Here is a 23350-nt window from a genome sequence, read left to right on the forward strand (position 1 = left end):
TCCTCCGTGCCTCCCGGGGGAACGTCTCTGCTTCAAAGTAATCAGTAACTTACGGAAAGGAAGCTTCATGACAAACCTCAAGCAGACCGTCGACGTGCTCGAGACGCTGTATCCGCTGCGATATGCGGAATCATGGGACCATCCTGGGCTCATCGTCGGGGATCTCGACGACCCCGTCGATTCGATCGTGTTCGCCGCCGATCCGACGATGGACGTCGTCCGGGACGCCGTCGACAGCGGCGCGCAGCTGCTCGTATGCCACCATCCGCTGTTCTTCCGCGCCGTGCATGAGGTCTCCGGGAACACGTTCCGCGGCGAAATCGTCTCACGGCTCTACCGCGGGCATTGCGCGCTGTGGGTCGGCCACACGAACGCCGACGCCGCATGGCGCGGCGTCGGCATGGCCGCGGCCGACGCATTCGGCCTCATGGACCAGACGCCGATGGTGCCGATCGACGACGCGAGCACTCCGCATGCCGTCGGTCTCGGGAGGGTCGGGCGGTTGCCGGCGCCGATGACGCTGCGCGACTTCGCCGAACATGTCGCGCAGGCGCTGCCCGCCACGCGCTACGGTGTCCAGGTCGCCGGGGATCTCGACGCGCCGGTGCGCACGGTGGGCGTGCTGCCGGGCTCGGGGGATTCGATGTTCAACGAGGTGAACGCGCTTGGCGTTGATGTCTACGTCACGAGCGACCTGCGTCACCACCCGGCGACCGACGAGCTGCAGGAAAGCCTGTACGAGGCGGCGATGCGCAGGAGGGGCGTGCCGCTCGGGCACGGTGACGGCCAGATGCGCCCCGCGCTCATCAACACGCCGCACAGCGCCATCGAATCGCTGTGGTTCTCCTATGCGCTCGAGGATGTGCCGAACGCCGTCGAACTCGCCACCGGCTCGCGCCCGCAGGTGCGTTGGAACCGCACGAACACCGACCCATGGGACCTGTCGTTGGGCGCGAACTTCACGAAGGGGGACGTCGATGGTCGCTGAACACGCACGCCTTGGCACGAATCGGCACAACGGGCGCCTCACACGACTCGATTCATTGTTCGACGCCACATCCGACGGCATCGACATGGACGTGCCGGCACGCGTCGTGGACAGCGATACGAAGTACCGCGGCGCGATCTTCACCGTCGAGGACCGCACGGTGGCGTTGGCGCGCAACGAAGGCGGCGAGACGCTCATCCGCCGGCAGGTCGTCGTGCACGCGCCCTGCGTCGTCATGCTCGTACACGATGTGCGAGCCGACAGGTATCTCGTCGAACGCGAGTACCGCGCCGGTTCGAACATCACGACGATTGGGTTGCCGGCGGGTCTCATCGACGCCGGCGAGGAGCCGCATCAGGCGATGCTGCGTGAACTGCGCGAAGAGACGGGCGTCATCCCCGATGACGTCGACATCGACGAGGCCGGTTCCTATTACTCGTCGGAGGGCATGACGGACGAGCTCGCGCACATCGCCGTGCTGCACATGCATGGCTGGAGCCAAGGGGAGCGCCGATTCGACGCCGACGAGCACGTCGAATCGGCCTGGGTCGACTGGCCGACGCTGCTGACGCTGCCGATCACGGCGTCGAACTCGATCATCGCGATCCAGCATGAGCGGATCCGCCGTCTGGTCGAACGGATGGACGGCGCCGCCACCGCTCAGGGCCTCGACGCTATCCGATGAACGAAACCCGGGAGGATGCGGCACGGATGTGCCATACTGAAAACATGCAGACAAGACCAGGATCCATGTACCCGCTCGGAGCAAGCTACGATGGGGCGGGAGTCAATTTCGCACTGTTCTCACGGATGGCAGAGAAGGTGGAGCTGTGTCTGTTCGATGAGCAGGACAACGAGACCCGCGTCGAGCTGACCGAACAGAACTCGTTCGTATGGCATATCTACGTCCCCGGCGTCCAGCCCGGTCAGCGCTACGGGTACCGTGTATACGGTCCGTACAATCCACACAACGGCGAATGGTGCAACCCCAACAAGCTGCTGCTCGATCCCTACGCGAAGGCGATCGAAGGCAACATCGACGGCGATGAGAGCCTGTACTCCTATTGGTTCAACGACGCCGACAACCCGGACGACATGAACGACCTCGACTCGTCGGGACATACGATGAAATCGGTCGTCGTCAACCCGTTCTTCGACTGGGACAACGACCAGCGTCCGAACATCCCGTATTCGGATTCGGTCATCTACGAGGCGCATGTGCGCGGCATGACGAACCTCAACAAGAACGTGCCTCCGGAGATCCGCGGCACCTACGCGGGTCTGGCGCACCCCGCCGTCATCGACTACCTCAAAGGACTTGGCGTCACCGCGATCGAACTGATGCCGATCCACCAGTTCATCAACGACCCCTTCCTGCAGGAAAAGGGCTTGGGAAACTACTGGGGCTACAACACGATCGGCTTCTTCGCGCCGCACAACGCCTATTCAAGCCAAGGGCAGCGCGGCGAACAGGTCAACGAATTCCGTTCGATGGTCAAGGCCTTCCATGCCGCCGGCATCGAGGTCATCCTCGACGTCGTCTACAACCACACCGCCGAGGGCAACGACAAGGGACCGACGCTGAGCTTCAAGGGCATCGACAACCTGTCCTACTACCGTCTCGTCGACAACGACAACCTGCACTACTTCGACACGACCGGCACAGGCAATTCGCTGCTCATGCGTTCCCCGCACACGCTGCAGCTCATCACTGACTCGCTGCGCTACTGGGTGCAGGAGATGCATGTCGACGGCTTCCGCTTCGATCTCGCGGCGACGCTCGCACGGCAGTTCCAGGAGGTCGACAAGCTGTCGGCCTTCTTCGACATCGTCGAACAGGATCCGGTCATCTCCCGTGTCAAGCTCATCGCCGAACCGTGGGATCTGGGTTCGGGAGGCTATCAGGTCGGAGGCTTCCCGCCGAGCTGGTCGGAGTGGAACGGCCGCTACCGCGATTGCGTGCGCGATTTCTGGAGGTCCCAGCCGGCGACGCTGCCCGAGTTCGCCAGCCGCATCATGGGCAGCTCCGACCTCTACCAGCACAACGGCCGCAAGCCAGTGGCGTCGATCAACTTCGTGACGGCGCACGACGGCTTCACGATGAACGATCTGGTCAGCTACAACAACAAGCACAACGAGGCGAACGGCGAGGACAACCGCGACGGCGAGAACAACAACCGCTCGTGGAACTGCGGAGTCGAAGGACCCACGACGATCCGCGACATCAATGAGCTGCGTCATCGCCAGATGCGCAACATGTTCTCGACGCTGCTGTTCAGCCAGGGCATCCCGATGATCTGCGGCGGCGACGAGGTCTGCCGCACGCAGCTGGGCAACAACAACGGTTATTGCCAGGACAACGAGATCTCGTGGACCCACTGGAACCTCAAGGACTACCAGCGCGACATGCTCGGCTTCGTCTCGAAGCTCATCCATCTGCGTCTCGAGCATCCGGTGCTGCACCGGCGCCGTTTCTTCACCGGCCGCGAGGCGGACATGCCGGCCGGCGCGCTGCCGCAGGTCGAATGGTTCGACCACAACGGCGCGATCATGGATCTCGAGGCATGGCAGAACGCGCATGCGTTGTCCATCATGGTGTTCCTCAACGGCGGCGACATCCCGGAGACCGACTGGTACGGCAACAGGATCGTCGACAACGACTTCATCCTCATCTTCAACGCGCACTACGAGCCGATCATGTTCACGCTGCCGGATGAACGGTACGGCCGCAAATGGAAGCTTGTCGTCGATACGCACAACCCGGACGGACCGGAACTCAACTACGAAGCCGGATTCGCGATCAACGCGCAGTCGCGCAGCTTCCTGCTGCTCATGAGCGACGACAAGGCGAACGGCGTAGCGCTCTTCGACTGAGTCGGAAGGCGCGCTTCAGTGGCGGCGCATGGGAAGGCCCCGGATGCCCACAAGACATCCGGGGCCTTCCCATGGCGAGCGTCCGCTGGTCGTGGGCGGGCTGCCGAGGCCGCCCGCTATTGTTGCTGCGCGGCGAACACCGACGAATTGGTGTCGGTCAGGACGGTGCCGAATCCGGAGCTCTCCTCGTCGCTGATCAGGTTGTCGAGCTTGTCGGTGTTGACGACCTCATGCGCGATGAGCTGCTGCTGGATGCGATCCGCCTCGATCGCGGCGATCTGCCGGGAGAATCCGATGAACCAACCGAGGAAGAGCATCGCCGCGAGCGCCTCGACGTTCGTGAGCGTGTTCTCGCCCTGCAGCCATGCGATTCCGGCGATGACGCATACGAGGATCGCGATGTCGGAGATGACGAAGAACGCGCGGCTCAGCTGCGGTGCGAGCCATGGAAGCGCGATGAGCAGCGTGAACATGACGCAGGGCATGCCGCGGGCGAAGACGTTGTGCAGGATCGGGTGGGGTGTGTAGCGGAAGGTGCCGATGCCGATGAACGCGATGCCGGAGAGCGTCAGCAGGATCGACAGCAGCGTGATGCGCACCTTGAAACGGGGGATGTGGTAGGAGACCTGCGGGGTGCGGATGCCTATGGAGCCGTTGGGGCGGATGACCTGATAGGTGGCGATGAGCTCGGAGATCGCGAAGTAGGTGATGATGATGATCGACAGGCCGCCGAAGACGAGCGTGATGTTGAACATGCTCGCCGCGAAGGTCGTGCGGTCGCCGAGCTCGGAGAAGTTGTTGCGGAACCAGTGGGGGTCGTTCGTCGTCGAGCAGGCGGTGCCGACGCCGGCGACGACGAAGAAGGGCAGCAGCGACGCGAGCGTCTTCGCGTTCATCAGTTCGGCCTGCACGAAGGTGAGGTAGCCGCAGACTCCGGCGAAGGTCGCGGTGAGCGCAGGCAGGTACATCTCGAAGACGACCTTGCCCATCATCGAGTTGAGCACCCAGAACAGGGTGTAGCTGGTCAGGAACAGCGTGACCGCGTAGACGAAGGAGAGTGCGACGATCTCGAAGGCCCGGCGCAGGTGGATCGCCCACATGACGTGTTCGTCGAGCGTCCTGATGCGGTGCGTGTAGCCGATGACGAACGAGACGACGCCGCAGGCGCCGACGAACGCGGCGGCGGCCATGAACCGGCGCTGCGACAGCTGCCAGATGGCGGGCGCCCAGCGCAGATAGGCCATGATGGCGAGGCCGCCGACCACCGCGCAGCAGAAGAACGAGATTAAGCCGGCTGATTCGGCCCTTTGATGACGTTTCATGCTTTCCCTTTCCGGTACGACACTCCACATTGTAATGAGGTGGCCGCAAGTCATGGTATTATTTCATCTTGTGCCTGAAGGCGGATGCCTTCGCATGACGGGCTGTGGCGCAGTTTGGTAGCGCGTCTGCTTTGGGAGCAGAATGTCGCAGGTTCAAATCCTGTCAGCCCGACTTCGATATCGAGAGCCATCCTGAAGGGGTGGCTCTTTTGCAAAGGTTCCGCATCCGGGCAGGAGGGGCGTATGAGTGTGAACACCGATGACCGCCATGCGCTCGGGCAGCTCGACGGGGAACCGCTCGATGAACAGATCGCCTATTACCGCAAACCGTTCATGGTGCTGTGGGCGGCGGTGCAGGAATCGTCGGCGGAACTCGTCGAGGACTGCGGCATGTCGCCCGAGCTCGCGCAGCTGTGGGTGGCGGAACGGCTGCGACAGGTGTGCGACTCGCTCGTCGACCGTCTCGCCGAACGCGCGGTGGGCCATGGCGTGAGCAAGTCGAATGTGTCGCGCGCGGCGGGGGCGAGCCCGACGAACGCGCTGCGCCGCTTCCCGCGGCTGCGTGACCTCGACGAGGGACGCATGCCGGAGCGCACGCTCATCGACGACGTGCTCGACTCGCTCGACTGACGGCGTGCGCGTCTCCCCTCCGGTCTTTCACCGCGGCGATTTTGTTGCATATGCGACGGCCATCCACATCAATTGGCCTGTTTTGGTCGCGACACGCCGTGTTCGGGACCGTCCGTACACATGTCCCCGTCACGGTGGACATGCGCGTCCCCGGCGGCGGATAGTGGAACGACGACATGTTCCGCCAGCCGAAGGAGGAGTCATATGGGACGTCACGATGAGGAGACGCGTGCGCGCCGCGCCCGGCGCAGAAGGCGATTCGAGGCGATGCGTGGCCGTCGGCGGCTCAACGCGCTCGTGGCGACGTCGACGCTGATCGCCGCCGCTGCCGCGACGATCGCGATTGGCGTGCGTACGGCCGATTGCGCATACGCCGAAGGCGGCTGCGTGCCGGCGATGGTCCTGCCGGTCAGGGGAGGGACCGTCGTATCTCCCTTCGACGCCCCGGAGCAGGTGTGGTTCGCCGGTCACCGGGGCATCGACATAGCGGCCGCCGAAGGCACGCCGCTCGTCGCCCCCGCCGACGGCACCGTCAGCTTCGCCGGGAAGGTGGGCGGCAAGTCGGTCGTGAGCATCGTCCACGGCGCGTGGACGCTCACCTTCGAACCGGCGGTCACGACATTGGCCGTCGGCTCGAAGGTGAGCCGCGGACGTCAGTTCGGCACGATGTCCGGTTCGAGCGACCATTGCGACGGCGCATGCGTGCATTGGGGCATCCGCATGGCGGGCAGGCGGTACGTCGACCCGGAGCGCTGGCTGCGGCCGCAGCGCATCGTGCTCGTCGACTGACGCCTACAGGTCGGCGTCGGCGAGCGAGATGTAACCGGGGTCGATGAGCGTCGCCTTGAGGTTGCCTGCGCTGACGGCGATGAGCGGCAGCGCCATCGTCGGCACGCCATCGACGGTGTTGAAGTGGTCCAGCGAGGCCTTCGTGTCGTCGCGGTTGAGCGCCTTGCATATGGCGGCGATGCCGGAGGCGTTGCCGTTGCGGTCGGCGAGGCCGGTCATCCACTGCTTGCCGTCGACGATGTTCGGGATGTTGCTCACATACGAGCCGTAGCCGGTGACGATCGGCCAGCGGTTGGACGTCACCGGGACGGCCTCGCCGTCGCCGGAGCCGTCGTTTCCGTCGTCGCCGTCGCCGGTCTGCGGGGCCTGCGTCGGCTCCGGCACCTTTCCGCGCTGCACGTCGCGTCGTCCGGCGATGTTGCCGAGGACGTCGCCGATCGTGATCGACGGGTTGACGTCGGCGGCCGTGCCGACGTAGCCCATGGCCGTCAGTCCCTTGATGACGCCGTCGGCGACGAAATCGTTCATCGAGACGACGCCGTCGATCGGTGTGAAGGCGCCCTTCGTGTCCGTGTGCAGGCGCGCCTTGATCTCGGCGACGACGTCATCGGTCTTGCGCGCCTGGAAGGCCACGGCGCGCCAGTCGTCCTCGGTCGACGAGGCGGACAGCTTCAATGATGGACTGACGGCGACTCCGGAACGGAAGTAGGTGCCGAGCACGCTCCATACGCCCTTGAACGCGTCGCGCGCGAAACGCTGCTCGTCGTCGGGATGCGAGGCCTCGCCATCGAAGGGCAGCATGATCTCGATGCGTCTGGGGTTGTCCCTGCTCGTCTTGTCGAGCTCGAGCTTGTTGACGAGCTGCTGCGCCTGCATGCGGCCGATCTGCTCGGCGTCGCAGATCGACACGAAGGCGTCCGGGGTGAAACCGGGGATGCGCGTCGACAGGACGATGACGTGCACGCCGGCCGACTTCGCCCGGTTGAGCGCCGCGACGGTGCGGTCGAGCGCCTCCTTCGTCTTCGCGTCGTCGTCCGTCGTCGATTCGAGCGTCTGCGTCGCATAGTCGCCGTAGTACTTCGTCGATTCGGCCGTGCGCACCGCAGGCGCGACGACGAGCGTCCGTCCGTCGGCGCGCCGTCCGTCGTCGCGTTCGACATGGTCGCGGACGTAGTCTTCGATGCTGCGGCTCTGCTCGTCGAGGTCGGCGTCGGTGTGCGTCGTGATGTCGTCGTCGTCGAAGCCATGCTCGACGAGCGCGTCCGATGTGGCCTCGACGAGGCGGTTCCAGGTGTTGATCGGCACGTTCTGCGAGATCGTGAAGCTGTCGTTCGGCACGAACATCTCCACCTGGCCGTTCGTCATGGACGACGTCGCGGCCGTGGACGCGCCGTCCGCCGCCGAATGCGAACAGGCCGCCAATGGGACCGTCATGCCGCAGCACAGCGCCATCGCCATGCAGCGTCGCAGAAGTGAGAAGCCCGGATGGGACATGCCGTACCGCTTTCTTATGGGGGATGGGGACGGGAACGATTGTACCCGAGGAAGTCGGCAAAACGTGTGATGCCCCTTTCCCGGAGCGGAAAGGGGCATCACACGAGGGGAGCGCCGGCGTCAGCCGCGCAGCGCCTTGTTCAGGTTCTCGTCGAGCGCGTCCATGAAGCCCTCGGTGTCGAGCCACGGATGATCGGGGCCGATGAGCAGCGCGAGGTCCTTCGTCATCTGGCCGCCTTCGACGGTCGCGATGATCGTCTGCTCGAGCTTCTCGGCGAAATCGGCGACCTCGGGCGTGCCGTCGAGCTTCGCGCGGTGCTTGAGGCCGCCGGTCCACGCATAGATCGACGCGATCGGGTTCGTCGACGTCTTCTCGCCCTGCTGCCAGCGGCGGTAATGGCGGGTGACGGTGCCGTGAGCGGCCTCGGCCTCGACGGTCTGGCCGTCGGGGGTCATCAGCACCGAGGTCATCAGGCCGAGCGAGCCGAAGCCCTGCGCAACGGTGTCGGACTGCACGTCGCCGTCGTAGTTCTTGCAGGCCCACACGTAGCCGCCGTGCCACTTGAGGGAGCTGGCGACCATGTCGTCGATGAGGCGGTGCTCGTAGGTCAGGCCCTCCTGTTCGTAGCGTTCCTTGTATTCGGTCTCGAACACCTCGGCGAAGACGTCCTTGAACTCGCCGTCGTAGGCCTTGAGGATCGTGTTCTTCGTGGACAGGTAGACCGGGTAGCCGCGCAGCAGTCCGTAGTTGAAGCATGCGCGCGCGAATCCGCGAATCGAATCGTCGAGGTTGTACTGCACCTGCGCGACGCCGGATCCCGGATAGTCGAAGACGAGATGCTCGATCGGCGCCGAGCCGTCCTGCGGCGTGAACGTCACGGTCAGGCTTCCCGGACCCGGGACCTTGAAGTCGGTCGCCTTGTACTGGTCGCCGAAGGCGTGGCGGGCGACGACGATCGGCTTCGTCCAACCCGGCACGAGACGCGGGATGTTCGAGATGACGATCGGCTCGCGGAAGATCGTGCCGCCGAGGATGTTGCGGATCGTGCCGTTCGGCGACTTCCACATCTTCTTGAGGCCGAACTCCTCGACACGGGCCTCGTCGGGCGTGATCGTCGCGCATTTGACGCCGACGTGCTCGCGCTTGATCGCCTCGGCGGCGTCGACGGTCACCTGGTCGTCGGTCGCGTCGCGGTTCTGGATGCTCAGGTCGTAGTAGTCGAGGTTGACGTCGAGGTAGGGCAGGATGAGACGGTCCTTGATGTCCTTCCAGATGACGCGCGTCATCTCGTCGCCGTCGAGCTCGACGACCGTGCCTTCGACCTTGATTTTCGCCATGGGGGATTCCTCCAATGAGTGACTCGGAACTTTCCATAGTCATGCATAGCGCATGACTGTTTCGTCCACGGACGATTGTCCAAAACCGCGTCGCGCCCGTGTCACAGCTGCGCATTAGCCTAGGAGCCATGTCTCAGGAAATTGAAATCGGCCTCGGCAAGAAAGGCCGCATCGCCTACGGTCTCGACGACATCGCGATCGTCCCGTCCCGTCGTACACGCGATCCGCAGGACGTCTCCACCGCCTGGCAGGTGGACGCCTACCAGTTCGACATCCCCGTCATCGGCGCGCCGATGGACTCGGTGACGAGCCCGAAGACGGCGATCGAGCTCGGCCGTCTCGGCACCGTCGGCGTCCTCGACCTCGAGGGCCTGTGGACCCGCTACGACGATCCGGAGCCGATCCTCGAGCGCATCGCCGCGCTCGACCCGCAGGAGGCGACCTCCTATCTGCAGCAGGCGTACGCCGAACCGATCAAGCCGGAGCTCATCGTCTCCAGGCTGCATGAGATACGCGACGCCGGCGTGACCGTCGCCGGCGCACTGTCCCCGCAGCGCACGCAGCAGTACTACTCCACGGTGCTCGAGGCGGGCGTCGACCTCTTCGTCATCCGCGGCACCGCGGTCTCCGCGGAGCATGTCTCGACCGACCACGAACCGCTCAACCTCAAGAAGCTCATCTACGACCTCGATGTGCCGGTCATCGTCGGAGGCGCCGCGAACTACACGGCCGCGCTGCATCTGATGCGCGCGGGCGCCGCCGGCGTCCTCGTCGGCTTCGGCGGCGGCGCCGTCTCCGCCGTGCGCAAGACGATCGGCGTGCATGTGCCGCTCGCGACCGCGATCTCCGATGTGGCCGAAGCGCGTCGCGACTACATGGACGAATCCGGCGGCCGCTACGTGCAGGTCATCGCCGACGGCGGCATGGGCGACTCCGGCAGCTTCGTGACGGCCCTTGCGATGGGCGCCGACGCATGCATGCTCGGTGCGCCGCTGGCGAGGGCGCAGGAGGCGCCTGGCCATGGCATGCATTGGGGCTCCGAGGCCCGGCACGCGACGCTGCCGCGTGGTTCGCGCTCCGACGTCGGCACCGTCGGCACGCTCGAGGAGATCCTCTACGGGCCGAGCCGCATGGCCGACGGCAAGATGAACTTCATCGGCGCGCTGCGCCGTGCGATGGCGTCGACCGGCTACGTCGACCTCAAGAACTTCCAGCGCTGCGACGTCGTCGTGACGCCGACCGGTCGCTGACCGCGTCCGTTTTGCGCGAGGCGAGGGGCCCGCGTGACGGCGGGGACATCCCCGCCGTCACGCGGGCCCCTCGCCTCGTCGCGCAGGGGGCGCAGGTGCCGCCGTACCGAGGGGTTATGCGCACGGCATAATATGCACACCGCGCATGGCGCAAAATCCGTACATTGTTCACTATATGGATTAGGCAGTCCTGCATAAACCGTCGTAATATGGCGCATATCTGCTCGTTCAGATGTGCAAACGTATTCAAGAGCGCTCCTCGAAAACCGTGCTGGAATGCCATGTTAAGGGCTTCATATGTGTGGTCTCTCGACATTGTCCACAATGAATCCGCATGCATGTGGATAGCCGAGAAGTTTTCCACAAATGGACATTCGTGCTGCAACCGTTGGCATTTCGTTGCGGAATACGCTAGATTCGTGTTCGACGGGACGACCCGCCGGTCCTTTTGGCCCGCTCCGGGAAGGCGGTCTCGCGTCAACGTATCAGCAAAGCGGGAATATGGTTCCGTGCGTGCACGGCTGCGGCCATGTGCGTGCGGGGGATTCCCGGGGGCGGGAGAAGCGGAAGGGTTCATTCGATGAAAGCCAACGACGACTACCGGAATGACGAGTTCGACGACGCCGATGACGCGGAGGTCCTCGATCTGGGACTGGCGGCGTTCTACGAGGAGATGGACGAGCGCAGCTGCAGGGAGTTCGACGAGGCGGTCGAGCGTGACCGTCGCCGCGCCGAACGCGCGCGCATCGAGGATATGCGGGCCGTCGGCCGCATGCAGCGCGACACGAGGCGACGGACGCTGCCGTCCTACGACGGCGACATCCCGCTGGCGGTGCGCGACGAGTCCCTGCACTACCACGTGCAACTGTGCTTCGAGCACGAGTACACGGACGCATACATCCGCAACCTGGTGATGCAGGCCTGCCGTACCGTCTGCGCCGCGGTCGAGGTCATGCGTGCGCGCCAGACCGGCAGTTCGCTCGCGAAGTACGTCAAGCCCGAATGCATCGAGCGCATCGAGACGATGCGCTCGGTTCTCGCGGGCAATCCCAGCCTGCTGCCCGAGCCCGCGCTCAGGATGCGCTATGCGCCGGTCATGCCGCGCCTCGTGCATGCGATGATGCTCAATGAGGGGACGCTCGAGATCTCGATCCACATCTCGCTCGGCGCGACGCCCCATTGCGGCAACATGCGCCTTGTGCGGCAGGGCGCGCGCTGGGTGTGCGACATGATGGACCTCGGCTGAACGCAGACGTCCGGTGTTCCGCCGTGCGTTATAGTGGGAGGCATGCTCAGGGAATATGGACTCGACAACATCTATGTGACCACGCAGAAGGACACGGTGTACGCGCTGCTGTCCGACCGCGCGATCGCCGAACCGGACGACCTCATCGCCCAATGGAAAGATGAGAGGACCCGTCAATGGAACGACGTGATGGCGGGGGAGATGCTCGCCCAGGTGCGCAGCGTCGCCAAGGGCCTGATGGCCCTTGGCGCGAAGCAGGGCACGATGGTCGTGCTGTACTCGGACACCTGCTATGAATGGGGCGTCCTCGACTTCGCGTGCGCCGCGATCGGCGCGGTGTCGGTGCCGATCTACGAAACCGATTCGCCCAAGCAGGCGGCGTCCATCATCGAGGAGGTGGAACCGCTCATCGCCTTCGGGGGCGACGAGGAGCATACCCACACGCTCGACTACATCGCCGCCGACCATCTGAGCCTCAAGCATGTCCTCAACTTGAAGAACGGCGCATTGGACGCTCTCATCGACTACGGCGAGGCGCTCGACGACGACGCGCTCGACGAGGCGATCGGGCGCGTGCGCGCCGACGACCTGCTGACGATCGTCTTCACGTCGGGGTCGACCGGCAAGCCGAAGGGCGCCATGCTGTCCCACCGTAACTTCACGCACATCGTCAAGAACGGCTATGAGATCCTTCCCGAGATGCTCTACGAGCCGAACCGCCTGCTGCTGTTCCTGCCGCTGGCGCACTGCTTCGCGCGCTACATCCAATACACGGCCATCGGCGGCCACGGAGTCGTCGGGTACGTGCCCGGCGCGAAGCACCTGCTCGCCGACCTGCGCGGTTTCAGGCCGACGTATCTGCTCGGCGTCCCGCGCGTCTTCGAGAAGGTGTACAACGCCGCGTCGCAGAAGGCCGGCACCGGCATGCGGGGACGCATCTTCGCGAACGCCTTCAAGCATTTCGTCGCATGGTCGAAGATGGAGGCGGAGCGTAAGAGACCGTCGGCCATCATGCGCATGAAGCACTCCTTCTATATGAGCACCGTGGCCTCCTCGTTCCGTTCGGCGCTTGGTCCCAACCTGCGCTACCTCGCATGCGGCGGCGCGCCGATCAACACCGACCTCGTGCATTTCTTCAACGGCATGGACGACATCACGTTCATCCAGGGCTACGGCATGACGGAGACCGCCGCACCGATGGTCGTCAACTGGCAGAAGGCGAACCGACCCGGTTCGGTGGGCCGGCCGGGACCCGGCATGGCGATCCGCACCGCCGAGGACGGCGAGATCGAAGTCAAGGGGCCGAACGTGTTCCTCGGCTACTACCGCAACCCCGGCATGACCGACGAGGTCCTCGAGCCGAGCGGTTGGCTCCACACCGGTGACCTCGGCACGATCGACGACGAGGGGTTCCTGTACATCACCGGCCGTAAAAAGGACATCATCATCACGGCCGGCGGCAAGAACGTCTCCCCGGCGCCGATGGAGGGGACGATCTGCGAATGTCCGATCGTGGCGCACGCCATCGTCGTCGGCGACAACAGGCCGTTCGTCGGCGCCCTCGTGACGCTCGATCCGGAGATGACGCCGTCATGGCTGGGGGAGCAGGGGCTCGACCCGCATATGCCGATGGAGGACGTCGCGAACAGCGACGCCGTCCATTCCTTTATCCAGCAGTACGTGGACCGGGCGAACGCGGACGTCTCGCGCGCCGAGTCGGTGCGCAAGTTCATCGTGCTGCCGCAGGACTTCAGTCTTGAGGAGGGCACGATGACCGCGAGCATGAAGGTCGTGCGTCCCAAGGTGCTCACGCGGTACGCCGAGGTGATCGACGGGGAACTGTATGCGCCGGTCGCCTCCATGCGCACGCCGAACGTCGGCATGCAGATCCTGGAGAGCACGACCGAGACGGTCAAGAAGGCCGGTGAAAGCGTACGCGCCGCCTCCGAGAACGTGACGCCGCGCGTGCGTCAGGCGATCGGCAACGTCCAGGAGCGACTCGGCGAATGGCGCGACGAGCACGGCGACGCCTCCCGCGGGCGCGATGACGACGCGTCTTCCCCCGCTCCCGAGGTCGATGCCGGTGCCGACGCCCAGGACGGTTCCGGCGCGAAGGACGGCGCGACCGGAGCGCGATGACCGCCTCGTGCCGAGCCAAAGGCCGGCGGGCGCCGAGAAGAACCAGCAAATCAGGAACCAACGAAGCAACGAAGAGGAGCACAACAGTGGCAATCCGCGAAATACGAGTCGTACCCGACCCGGTCCTGCGCACGCCGTGCGATCCGATCACCGAGATCACGCCGGCGGTACGCCGCCTCGTCGAGGATCTGCTCGACACCGTCGACGACCCCGGCCGCGCGGGCCTGTCCGCCAATCAGATCGGCGTGGGTCTGCGCGCCTTCTCCTACAACATCGACGGCACCGTCGGCTATGTGCTCAACCCGGTGCTTGAGGAGACGCGCGGCGAGCAGTACGGCGACGAAGGCTGCCTGTCCCTGCCGGGCCTGTGGTACAAGACGCGACGGGCCGACTACGCGCGCGTGCGCGGCATCGACCTCGACGGCAACGAGGTGGTCCTCGAGGGTGACGGCATCATGGGGCGCATGCTCCAGCACGAGACCGACCACCTCGACGGCCACGTCTACGTCGACCGGCTCGAAAAGGACGAACGCCGCGCCGCGATGCGCCGCATGCGCAGCCTGAACTCCTGACCGGCCCCGAACGCCACGGATGCGCCCCTCGCGGAACCATTGATTCTGGGAGGGGCGCATGGTATATTCGTCAACGGTGTGCCAGCCGGCATCCCGTGCAGTCGCACGCATGGGCCGCCACCGGACATCCCCTATACGGCGCACCGCGACAACGCGCCATGCGAGCGACGGCTTGTGTCGGTCGGTCGGACCCCTCGGGGCGAGATTGCACGCAATGCCGCATGGCCAGGCAATAACCGACAAGAAAGGTAGCGATACCATGGCTCAGATCACGATGAGCGAGATGCTCAAGGCCGGTCTCCAGTTCGGACACCAGACCCGCCGTTGGAACCCGAAGATGAAGCAGTACATCCTCACGGAGCGCAACGGCATCTACATCATCAACCTGTTCAAGACGCTCGATCTGATCGACGTCGCCTACGACTTCATCAAGACGACCGTCGCGCACAACGGCACGGTGCTGTTCGTCGGCACGAAGAAGCAGGCCCAGGAGGCCATCAAGACCCAGGCCACCCGCGTGAACATGCCGTACGTCTCCGAGCGTTGGCTCGGCGGCATGCTGACCAACTTCCAGACCGTCTCCAAGCGCGTCACCCGCCTCAAGGAGCTGGAGGAGATGGACTTCTCCGACGTGCACGGCTCCGGCCTGACGAAGAAGGAGCTGCTGCTCCTCGAGCGCGAGAAGGACAAGCTGGAGAAGCAGCTCGGCGGCATCCGCAACATGAGCCGCACGCCTTCCGCGATGTTCGTCGTGGACGTCAACAAGGAGGCCCTCGCGGTCGAGGAGGCCCACAAGCTCGGCATCCCGGTCGTCGCGATCGTCGACACCAACGCCGATCCGGAGACCGTCGAGTACCCGATCCCGGCGAACGACGATGCGATCCGCGGCATCGAACTGCTTACGACGCTCTTCGCCGACGCTGTGGCCGAAGGCCTGCTCGAGCGTTCCGGCAAGAGCGCGCAGACCGAAGGCGCCTCCTCCGAGCAGCCGATGGCCGCTTGGGAGAAGGAACTGCTCGAGAACGCCGACCGTGAGAACGCGGTAGTCACCGAGAGCGCCGTGCTCAAAGACGACGAGGCCGAAGGCGCCTCCTCCGAAGCCGCTCGTTCGGACGCCCACTTCGAGGCGTCGCAGGCCGAGCAGGACACCGAGTCCAAGTGATCCCAAGCTGATGGCGACGTCCTGCGCCGCCATCAGCTTGCCTCCATACACTTTTCTTTTTCCGATTCAACCAAGGAGACATCAATGGCAGCAATCACCGCAGCATTGATCAAGCAGGTCCGTGAAGAGACCGGCGCCGGCATGATGGACGTCAAGAAGGCGCTCACCGAGGCCGACGGCGACGTTGCGCGCGCGAAAGAGATCATCCGCGCCAAGGGCATTCAGGCGGCCGGCAAGCGTGAAGGCCGCAAGGCCCAGGAAGGCACGATCGCGTCGACCGTCGTTGATTCCGCGGACGGCCAGACCGGCTACGCCGTCGAGCTCAACTCGGAGACCGACTTCGTCGCGAAGACCCCGAAGTTCGTCGATTTTTCCAACACCGTCCTCGCCGACGCCGTCAAGGCCGACGCGGACAGCATCGACGACGTCCTCAACGCGCCGTCCGCCGACGGCGTCGTGAAGACCGACATCGAAGAAGCCGCCGCGCTGTTCGGCGAGCACGTCAAGGTCGGTCAGTTCGCGAAGATCGCCGGCCCGCGCGTCGAGATCTACGCCCACAAGAAGTCCGCCGAGATGCCGCCGAGCATCGTCGCGATGATCGCGACCGACGAGGCCGGCGCTGCCGTCGCCCATGAGGCAGCGCTGCAGATCTCGGCGATGGGCGCCCGCTGGCTCACCCGCGAGGACGTCCCGGAGGACGTCGTCGAGAGCGAACGCCGCGTCGCCACCGAGAAGTCGCTCGCCGAAGGCAAGCCGGAGCAGATCGTCCCGAAGATCGTCGACGGTCGTCTTAACTCGTTCTTCAAGGAGAACGTGCTGCTCGAGCAGGCCTACGTCAAGGATCCGTCGAAGACGATCGGCGACCTCTTCAAGGAGGTCGGCGGTCAGGCCCTCGCCTTCGCCCGCCTTGAGGTCGGCAAGGGACCGGAGGCCGATGTCGACTGACGCGACCGGGATTTCCGGCACGGCCATGCGACCATGGCGCCGGAACCGCGCATCGGTGAAATGCCTGTGATCGGATGGGCCGCACGCCATGATGGCGTGCGGCCCATCCGCGTTCATGGGCCTCGTCGTCGCGTGGTGTCAAACGCCACCGATACTCTAAAAGACGGTATTTTGCGATCCATCGACGAGGAAGGCATGATATGGCAGAGGAATCGACGCAATCCGAACCGCGCAGGGTGTTGCTCAAGCTTTCGGGGGAGGCCTTCGGCGGCGGTAGCGTCGGCATCGACACCGGCGTGGTGCGCCGCATCGCCTCCGAGATCGTGCCGGCCGTCGAGGCCGGCGTGCAGGTGGCCATCGTCACCGGCGGCGGCAACTTCTTCCGCGGTGCCGAGCTGCAGCAGGCCGGCATCGACCGTTCGCGCGGCGACTACATGGGTATGCTCGGCACGGTCATGAACTGCCTCGCGCTGCAGGACTTCCTCGAGCAGGAGGGGCAGGCGACGCGCGTGCAGACGGCGATCACGATGGGGCAGGTCGCCGAGCCGTACATTCCGCTCAAGGCGATCCGCCATCTCGAAAAGGGACGCGTCGTCATCTTCGGCGCCGGCGCCGGCATGCCGTATTTCTCGACCGACACCGTCTCGATCCAGCGTTCGCTCGAGATCCATTGCGACGAGGTGCTCATGGGCAAGAACGGCGTCGACGGCGTCTACACCTCCGATCCGCGCAAGGATCCGGAGGCGAAGCGTTTCGCGCGGCTGAGCTACAAGCGCGCGCTCGTCGACAACCTCGCGGTCATGGACGCCTCGGCGATGGCGATGGCGCGCGACAACGACCAGCGCATCCGCGTGTTCGGGCTCGAGACCCCCGGCGACGTCACCCGCGCGTTGCTCGGCGAGTCGATTGGTACGCTGGTGTCCAACGGGGAGTCGCAGCTGGCGTGAACGCCAGGCGGCGCCCGCGACGCCGACAACAGGTTTCATCAAAGGAGAACAGACATGGCAAATCTCGTGGATCAGGCCAAGACACAGATGGCGAAGTCCGTCGAATCGACGAAGGAGAACTTCTCCGGCATCCGCACCGGCCGCGCCAATCCGGCGCTGCTCAACGGCATCGTCGTCGAATACTACGGTGCGCCGACGCCGCTCAAGTCGGTCGCCACCATCGGTGTGCCGGAGCCGCGCACGCTGTCGGTGACGCCCTTCGACCCGTCGCAGGCGAACGCCGTCGAGAAGGCGCTGCGCGACTCCGACCTCGGCGCGAGCCCGCGTCGCAACGGCGCGCAGATCCTGCTGACGATGCCGGAGCTCACCGAGGACCGTCGCAAGGAGTACGTCAAGCTCGCCAAGACGAAGGCCGAGGACGGCAAGGTCGCCGTGCGCAACATCCGCCGCAAGACGAAGGAAGCGATCGACAAGGCCGTCAAGGACGGCGAGATGGGCGAGGATGAGGGCGACCGCCTGCTCAAGGAGCTCGACAAGGTCACCAAGCAGGTCACCGACGAGCTCGACGTCCTGCTCGAAGGCAAGCAGAAGGAGATCATGGAGGTCTGATCCTCCCGAATGGATGCGCCTGCGCGCGACCGCCACGGCTTCAGGCGACGTGGACGCGCAGGCGCATCCATGATGTGCGCCGCGCGAGCGCGCGGCGCACATCGTCGCGCATGTTCCCGAAGGAGGGCCATGATGCCTCATACGCAGCAATCCCGTGAGACCGAGGAGAAGTTTCAGCAGATCAATCAAAGGACCGGCAGGAACATGCCGCAGGCCGTCGCCACGGCCGTCGTCCTCATCGTGGTCATCCTCGCGTGCCTGTTCATCAGTCCGATGCTGTTCGCGATGCTCGTCATCGTCTTCATGATTCCGGGGCTGTGGGAGCTGCGCGTGGATTTCGCGACGCGCGGCCTGCGCATTCCGGTGCTCACGCTCTGGATCTGTTCGACGGCGACGCTGCTCGCCGTCTGCTTCTGCGAATGGCATGTCGTGGCGTTGGCCGTCGGCGTGCTGGCGTCGCTGCTCGTCGTCGCCGTCACCGCGAGCCTGCAGATCACGCTCAACGGCCGCACATCGGAGGCCGTCGCCGGCAAGGCGACGACCGCGCCGGACGCGCGGACGGAACTTCGCGCCGATGAGCCGCACAGCCGCCTGACGCAGGTGGCCGTCGCGATGTTCACCGTGCTCTACATCCCGCTGCTTGCCTCATGCATCATCATGCCGATCACCTTCAACGGCCATCCGGTCGCGCATGCGATCCTCATCGTGTTCATGCCGGCGCTCAGCGACACCGGCGGACTGTTCGCCGGCGCGTGGCTCGGCAGGCACAAGCTGTGCCCGACGATCTCCCCGAAGAAATCGGTCGAAGGCCTGCTCGGATCGATTCTTTTCGCGATGGCGGGTTGCTTCGCCGTCTTCGCCTGCACCTACGAGGCGTCGTTGTGGGCGTCACGCTGGTGGGTCCCGATCGTCGCCGGCGCCATGATCGGCGTCGTCGGCACCTTCGGCGACCTGTGCGCGTCGCTGATCAAACGCGATCTGGGCATCAAGGACATGGGCCACCTGCTCAAGGGACATGGAGGCATCCTCGACCGCGTCGACTCGATCCTGCTGTGCGCGCCGTTCATCTGCGTGCTGCTGTGGATGACCGGAATGTGACGGCCGCGTGCATCCCGAACCGTCCGAACCATCAAGATACTCGACGAAAGCCGATTCCATCATGACCTCCAACGAGACCTTCCGCCCCACCGAGCAGACGCAAGACGACGTGGACAGCGGCATCACGCCCGGCGGCACCTCCGGCGCGTTCCGCGACGTGCTCGCGAAGGACCATGCCCGACGCGGCAAGCCGCCGCTGCATTTCGCCGACATGACCGCCGGCGAACGCGAGTCGCGCGCGAAGGAGCTGGGCATGCCTAGGTTCCGCGTCAAGCAGCTCGCCACCCACTACTACGGTCATTTCGACGCCGAGGCCGCCGACTTCACCGATTTCCCGGCGTCGGCGCGCCAGACGGCGCAGGAGGCCTTCTTCCCGACATTGATCACCGAGGTGACGCGGCAGGTCGCCGACGACGGACAGACGATCAAGACGCTGTGGAACCTGTTCGACGACGCGAAGATCGAATCGGTGCTCATGCGCTATCCGAACCGCACGACGCTGTGCATCTCGTCGCAGGTCGGCTGCGGCATGGGCTGCCCGTTCTGCGCCACCGGCCAGTTGGGGCTGACGCGCAACATGTCCACCGGCGAGATCCTCGAGCAGGTGCGCATCGCCGCCGGCATGATGGCGCGCGGCGAAGTGGCCGGAGGCCCGGGGCGCCTGAGCAACGTCGTCTTCATGGGCATGGGGGAGCCGATGGGCAACTACCGTGCCATCATCTCGGCCGTCCGGCAGATCGGCGCGATGCCTCCCGAGGGCTTCGGCATCTCGACGCGCAACATCACCGTCTCGACCGTCGGCGTCGTCCCCGGCATCCGCCGGCTCGCGCAGGAGGGGCTGCCGGTGCGCCTCGCCGTGTCGCTGCATGCGCCGAACGACGGACTTCGCGACGAGCTCGTGCCGATGAACCGCCGCTTCAACGTCGAGGCGGTGCTCGACGCCGCGCACGACTACTATCTGGCGAGCAAGCGGCGCGTGAGCATCGAATACGCGCTGATGCGCGGCATCAACGACCAGGAGGTGCATGCGCGCCAGCTCGTGAACCGACTCAACCACTACGGCGACAACTGGGCGCATGTCAACCCGATCCCGCTCAACCCGATCGAGGGGTCGAAATGGACGGCGTCCAAGCCCGAGGACGAGGCGAGGTTCATCGAGATCCTGCACGATGCCGGCATCACGGCGACGCTGCGCGATACGCGCGGCCGGGACATCGACGGCGCCTGCGGCCAGCTCGCCGCAAAGACGATCGACATGACGATGCGGCAGCGCTCCTGATCCGCATGAGCCCACTGACCCGGCATGCGCGATGGGACACGGCCGTCCCATCGCGCATGCCGGGTCGATTGTCATAGGCATCGACGGGCAAATCGCCGTGAGATTGCGTGCGCTGCGCCGACGTGATAGGGTAACACATGTTGCGCAACAGTTGTTGCGTTATACGTCCCAATTGATGGCCACAGGAAGCGAGGTCCCCGGATGCCGCGGGCGCCCAGATATTCATCGGAGCAGATCATCGACGCCGCGTTCGCGATCGTGCGCGAGGATGGCGAGGAGTCGCTCAGCGCGCGGTCGCTCGCCGCGCGCCTCGGCTGTTCGGTCAAGCCGATCTTCGGACAGTTCGCCGGCATGGAGGAGGTGCGCCACGCCGTCTGGCGGCGGGCGCACGAAGCGTACGGCGACTTCATCGCTGATGCGATGCGTCGCGGTTCGGACAAGCCGTATCTGTCGAGCGGCCTTGCCTATGTCGATTTCGCGAGGACGGAGCCGCGACTGTTCGCGATGCTGTTCATGCGGCCGCGCACCGATGAGGAGATGGCGCAGGCCGAACGCGACGCGGCGCCGATCGTGGAGCTCGTCGCCGCACAGCTCGGCGTCGACTACGAGCGCGCCTTTGGTTTCCATATGCAGCTGTGGGTGTATGTGCACGGTTTGGCGACGATGATCGCGTCGCACTACCTGATCTGGGACGCCGAGTTCGTCGAGCGGTCCACGTCGCAGGTGTATCTGGCGCTCAAGGCTGAGCTCGACGCGCAGAAAACGGAGAAAGGGGAATAGGGCATGGATGCGATACGCACCGTCGACCTGACGAAACGATACGGCGACCTCGTCGCCGTCGACAAGGAGGACCTCGTCGTCGAGGAGGGCGCGATCTTCGCGCTGCTCGGCGTCAACGGCGCCGGCAAGACGACGACGATCTCGATGCTCACCGGGCTGACGCGTCCGACGTCCGGCGACGCGTACCTGCTCGGCAAATCGATCCTCTCCGACGGCGCGTGGATCCGCGAGCGGATCAACGTCGCCCCGCAGCAGACGGCCGTCGCGGAGAACCTCACTGTGCGCGAGAACCTCGAACTCATCGCCGGCGTCTACGGGCAGCCCCACCGGAAGGCGGCCGCGAACGCGGAGCGCGTCATCGGGGAATTCGGGCTCGCCGGCGTGGCGCGCCAGCGTGCGAAGGTGCTTTCGGGCGGCATGCAGCGCCGTCTGAGCATCGCGATGGCGTTGATCACCGATCCGCGGATCCTGTTCCTCGACGAGCCGACGGTCGGTCTCGACGTGTTCGCGCGTCGGGAACTGTGGGACGCCATCACATCGCTCAAGGGCAAGGTCACGATGCTGCTCACGACGCATTATCTCGAGGAGGTCGAGCATCTGGCCGACTCCGTCGCGGTCATGGTGTCCGGCAAGGTGGTCGCCAGCGGTACCGTGGCCGATCTGGAACGTCGGTCGGGAACGGATACGTTGGAGGACGCGTTCGTGAAGCTTGCGGGAGGTTCACGATGAACGCGCGTAGGATCTGGGTCTTCTCGGTGCGCACGATGAAGGAGGTGCTGCGCGATTCGGTGAACCTGTTCTTCGGAGCCGCGTTCCCGGTGCTGCTGCTGTGGGCTCTGTCCGTCATCTACCGGCAGGTGGGCGCCATCCCGGGTGCGGTCACCGTGCCGGTCGGCGATCTGACGGCGGCGGTCGCCGCCTATGCCCCGGTGTTCCTGTCGTTGTTCGCCGGCATGCTGCTTGCGAGGGACAGGACGTCGAGCTTCCTGTCGCGCCTGTTCGTTTCTCCGATGACGGCGGTCGATTTCATCCTCGGCTACACGGCGCCGATGCTGGCGGTCTCGCTCGCGCAGTCGCTGATCACCTTCGTGTGCGCAGGGCTTTTCGGGTATCGTCTTTCCGTGCGGCTGCTGCTCGGCGTCGTCGTCATCCTGCCGGTGGCGCTGATGTACACGGCGATCGGATTGCTGTGCGGCTGCCTGATGAGCGACCGCGCCGTCGGTGGCGTCTGCGGCGCGATGCTGACGACCGTGGCGTTCATCCTGTCGGCTGTCACCGTGCCGATCGCGATCATGGGGGACGCATTGCGCCGTGTCGTGCAGGCGTTGCCGTTCTACAACGCGACGCAGGCGACGATCGCGGCCGTCGACGGCGACCCCGGGCGGATCTGGCCGCATCTGTGGATCGTATGCGCCTACGCCGCCGGATGCGCCATCGCCGCGGTCGTCGTCTTCGCACTGCGCAAGCGCGACCGGTGACGGTTGGCGCCGCGGGAACCGTGAAGATTCACGGAAACGGTCTTACATAGAGGGCGTCGCGTCCGTCGACGGATGTCTTGCCGCTCCAATACGCGGTGGATCGAATCGGGGCCGCGCTTGGGCGCGCCGCCCCGCGGGAACATCGAGAAGCGAGCATCTCATGGCCGGAGCACACGCAAGAAGGGCATCGGCATCGACTGGCGTCGCGGCCGGCGCATCGCGGCGGCGCCGCCCGCATGCGTCCATCGGCGCCGCTCCGCTCGTCGCCGGTATGGTGTTCGTGCTCGCATTGGGTTTTCTCGGCGGATGGCAGGCGAAGGCGCTGAGCGCGCCGGCGACGCGGACACGGCGCACAGGCGGCGGACGCGGCGCACGTCGTACGCGCGAACGGTGACGGGGAGGACGGGGAT

Annotated in this window: 21 protein-coding genes and 1 tRNA gene; 19 read left to right on the top strand and 3 right to left on the bottom strand. The window is 65.3% G+C overall.

The genetic code is table 11. The features are described 5' to 3' along the window. The first annotated feature begins 67 nt into the window (after positions 1 to 67). The 3 genes from D2E22_RS00565 to glgX all read left to right on the top strand — a co-directional run bounded on the left by D2E22_RS00565 (position 68) and on the right by glgX (position 3862). A complete protein-coding gene (locus D2E22_RS00565; RefSeq protein WP_126031187.1) occupies positions 68 to 988 on the top strand; it encodes a Nif3-like dinuclear metal center hexameric protein in 921 nt (306 codons plus the stop codon). An 85-nt stretch (positions 989 to 1073) separates the two neighbouring features. Further along, the gene (locus tag D2E22_RS00570) at positions 1074 to 1673 is read left to right on the top strand and encodes an NUDIX hydrolase (protein WP_420897231.1); all 600 of its coding nucleotides are present in this window, start codon (positions 1074 to 1076) and stop codon (positions 1671 to 1673) included. 44 nt (positions 1674 to 1717) lie between these two features. Next, entirely contained in the window at positions 1718 to 3862 is a 2145-nt protein-coding gene (gene glgX / locus D2E22_RS00575; protein ID WP_241218099.1) for a glycogen debranching protein GlgX, read from the top strand. A 116-nt stretch (positions 3863 to 3978) separates the two neighbouring features. On the opposite strand, the gene D2E22_RS00580 is transcribed toward glgX, so the two are convergent. Next, entirely contained in the window at positions 3979 to 5184 is a 1206-nt protein-coding gene (locus tag D2E22_RS00580) for an ABC transporter permease (RefSeq protein ID WP_126031189.1), read from the bottom strand. Between the two features lie 98 nt (positions 5185 to 5282). Here D2E22_RS00580 and D2E22_RS00585 point away from each other — a divergent pair. The 3 genes from D2E22_RS00585 (at position 5283) to D2E22_RS00595 (ending at position 6603) form a co-directional block, all read left to right on the top strand. Continuing rightward, positions 5283 to 5356 (top strand) — tRNA-Pro (locus D2E22_RS00585). Positions 5357 to 5427: 71 nt separating this feature from the next. Further along, positions 5428 to 5814: a transcriptional regulator gene (locus D2E22_RS00590; RefSeq protein WP_126031190.1), complete on the top strand. Its 387-nt coding sequence runs from the start codon at positions 5428 to 5430 to the stop codon at positions 5812 to 5814. A gap of 204 nt (positions 5815 to 6018) precedes the next feature. Next, positions 6019 to 6603, top strand: coding sequence for a M23 family metallopeptidase (locus D2E22_RS00595; RefSeq protein ID WP_241218100.1), 585 nt, complete (start codon positions 6019 to 6021; stop codon positions 6601 to 6603). A gap of 3 nt (positions 6604 to 6606) precedes the next feature. Here D2E22_RS00595 and D2E22_RS00600 read toward each other — a convergent pair whose 3' ends face one another. Further along, positions 6607 to 8037 (bottom strand): substrate-binding domain-containing protein, encoded by a 1431-nt coding sequence (locus D2E22_RS00600; RefSeq protein ID WP_164518351.1) that lies wholly within the window; start codon positions 8035 to 8037, stop codon positions 6607 to 6609. 180 nt (positions 8038 to 8217) lie between these two features. Further along, the gene (locus D2E22_RS00605; RefSeq protein WP_126031192.1) at positions 8218 to 9435 is read right to left on the bottom strand and encodes an NADP-dependent isocitrate dehydrogenase; all 1218 of its coding nucleotides are present in this window, start codon (positions 9433 to 9435) and stop codon (positions 8218 to 8220) included. A 128-nt stretch (positions 9436 to 9563) separates the two neighbouring features. Here D2E22_RS00605 and D2E22_RS00610 point away from each other — a divergent pair, with 128 nt between their 5' ends. The 13 genes from D2E22_RS00610 (at position 9564) to D2E22_RS00670 (ending at position 22940) form a co-directional block, all read left to right on the top strand. Further along, a complete protein-coding gene (locus tag D2E22_RS00610) occupies positions 9564 to 10685 on the top strand; it encodes a GuaB3 family IMP dehydrogenase-related protein (protein WP_126031193.1) in 1122 nt (373 codons plus the stop codon). Positions 10686 to 11265: 580 nt separating this feature from the next. Beyond that, positions 11266 to 11931 (top strand): Rv3235 family protein, encoded by a 666-nt coding sequence (locus D2E22_RS00615; RefSeq protein WP_126031194.1) that lies wholly within the window; start codon positions 11266 to 11268, stop codon positions 11929 to 11931. Positions 11932 to 11973: 42 nt separating this feature from the next. Next, entirely contained in the window at positions 11974 to 14070 is a 2097-nt protein-coding gene (locus D2E22_RS00620) for an AMP-dependent synthetase/ligase (protein ID WP_126031195.1), read from the top strand. 86 nt (positions 14071 to 14156) lie between these two features. Next, positions 14157 to 14642, top strand: a complete 486-nt coding sequence (locus D2E22_RS00625) for a peptide deformylase (protein ID WP_126031196.1) — start codon at positions 14157 to 14159, stop codon at positions 14640 to 14642. 259 nt (positions 14643 to 14901) lie between these two features. Further along, entirely contained in the window at positions 14902 to 15804 is a 903-nt protein-coding gene (gene rpsB, locus D2E22_RS00630; RefSeq protein WP_126031197.1) for a 30S ribosomal protein S2, read from the top strand. A gap of 84 nt (positions 15805 to 15888) precedes the next feature. Then, positions 15889 to 16749 carry a translation elongation factor Ts gene (gene tsf / locus D2E22_RS00635; protein WP_126031198.1) on the top strand — a complete coding sequence of 287 codons (861 nt, stop codon included), beginning with the start codon at positions 15889 to 15891 and terminating at the stop codon, positions 16747 to 16749. Between the two features lie 200 nt (positions 16750 to 16949). After that, on the top strand, positions 16950 to 17696 hold the full coding sequence (gene pyrH, locus D2E22_RS00640; protein ID WP_126031199.1) for a UMP kinase: 747 nt from the start codon (positions 16950 to 16952) through the stop codon (positions 17694 to 17696). Positions 17697 to 17750: 54 nt separating this feature from the next. Next, on the top strand, positions 17751 to 18305 hold the full coding sequence (frr, locus tag D2E22_RS00645; protein WP_126031200.1) for a ribosome recycling factor: 555 nt from the start codon (positions 17751 to 17753) through the stop codon (positions 18303 to 18305). 129 nt (positions 18306 to 18434) lie between these two features. Then, the gene (locus D2E22_RS00650) at positions 18435 to 19403 is read left to right on the top strand and encodes a phosphatidate cytidylyltransferase (protein WP_126031201.1); all 969 of its coding nucleotides are present in this window, start codon (positions 18435 to 18437) and stop codon (positions 19401 to 19403) included. 61 nt (positions 19404 to 19464) lie between these two features. Next, positions 19465 to 20682 (top strand): dual-specificity RNA methyltransferase RlmN, encoded by a 1218-nt coding sequence (gene rlmN / locus D2E22_RS00655; RefSeq protein ID WP_126031202.1) that lies wholly within the window; start codon positions 19465 to 19467, stop codon positions 20680 to 20682. Between the two features lie 201 nt (positions 20683 to 20883). After that, on the top strand, positions 20884 to 21462 hold the full coding sequence (locus D2E22_RS00660) for a TetR/AcrR family transcriptional regulator (RefSeq protein WP_126031203.1): 579 nt from the start codon (positions 20884 to 20886) through the stop codon (positions 21460 to 21462). Between the two features lie 3 nt (positions 21463 to 21465). Then, a complete protein-coding gene (locus D2E22_RS00665) occupies positions 21466 to 22191 on the top strand; it encodes an ABC transporter ATP-binding protein (RefSeq protein ID WP_126031204.1) in 726 nt (241 codons plus the stop codon). Continuing rightward, positions 22188 to 22940, top strand: coding sequence for an ABC transporter permease (locus D2E22_RS00670; RefSeq protein WP_126031205.1), 753 nt, complete (start codon positions 22188 to 22190; stop codon positions 22938 to 22940). Before D2E22_RS00665 ends, D2E22_RS00670 begins: the two co-directional genes overlap by 4 nt. Positions 22941 to 23350 lie beyond the last annotated feature (410 nt).

Source organism: Bifidobacterium castoris (genome assembly GCF_003952025.1).
GTDB lineage: Bacteria > Actinomycetota > Actinomycetes > Actinomycetales > Bifidobacteriaceae > Bifidobacterium > Bifidobacterium castoris.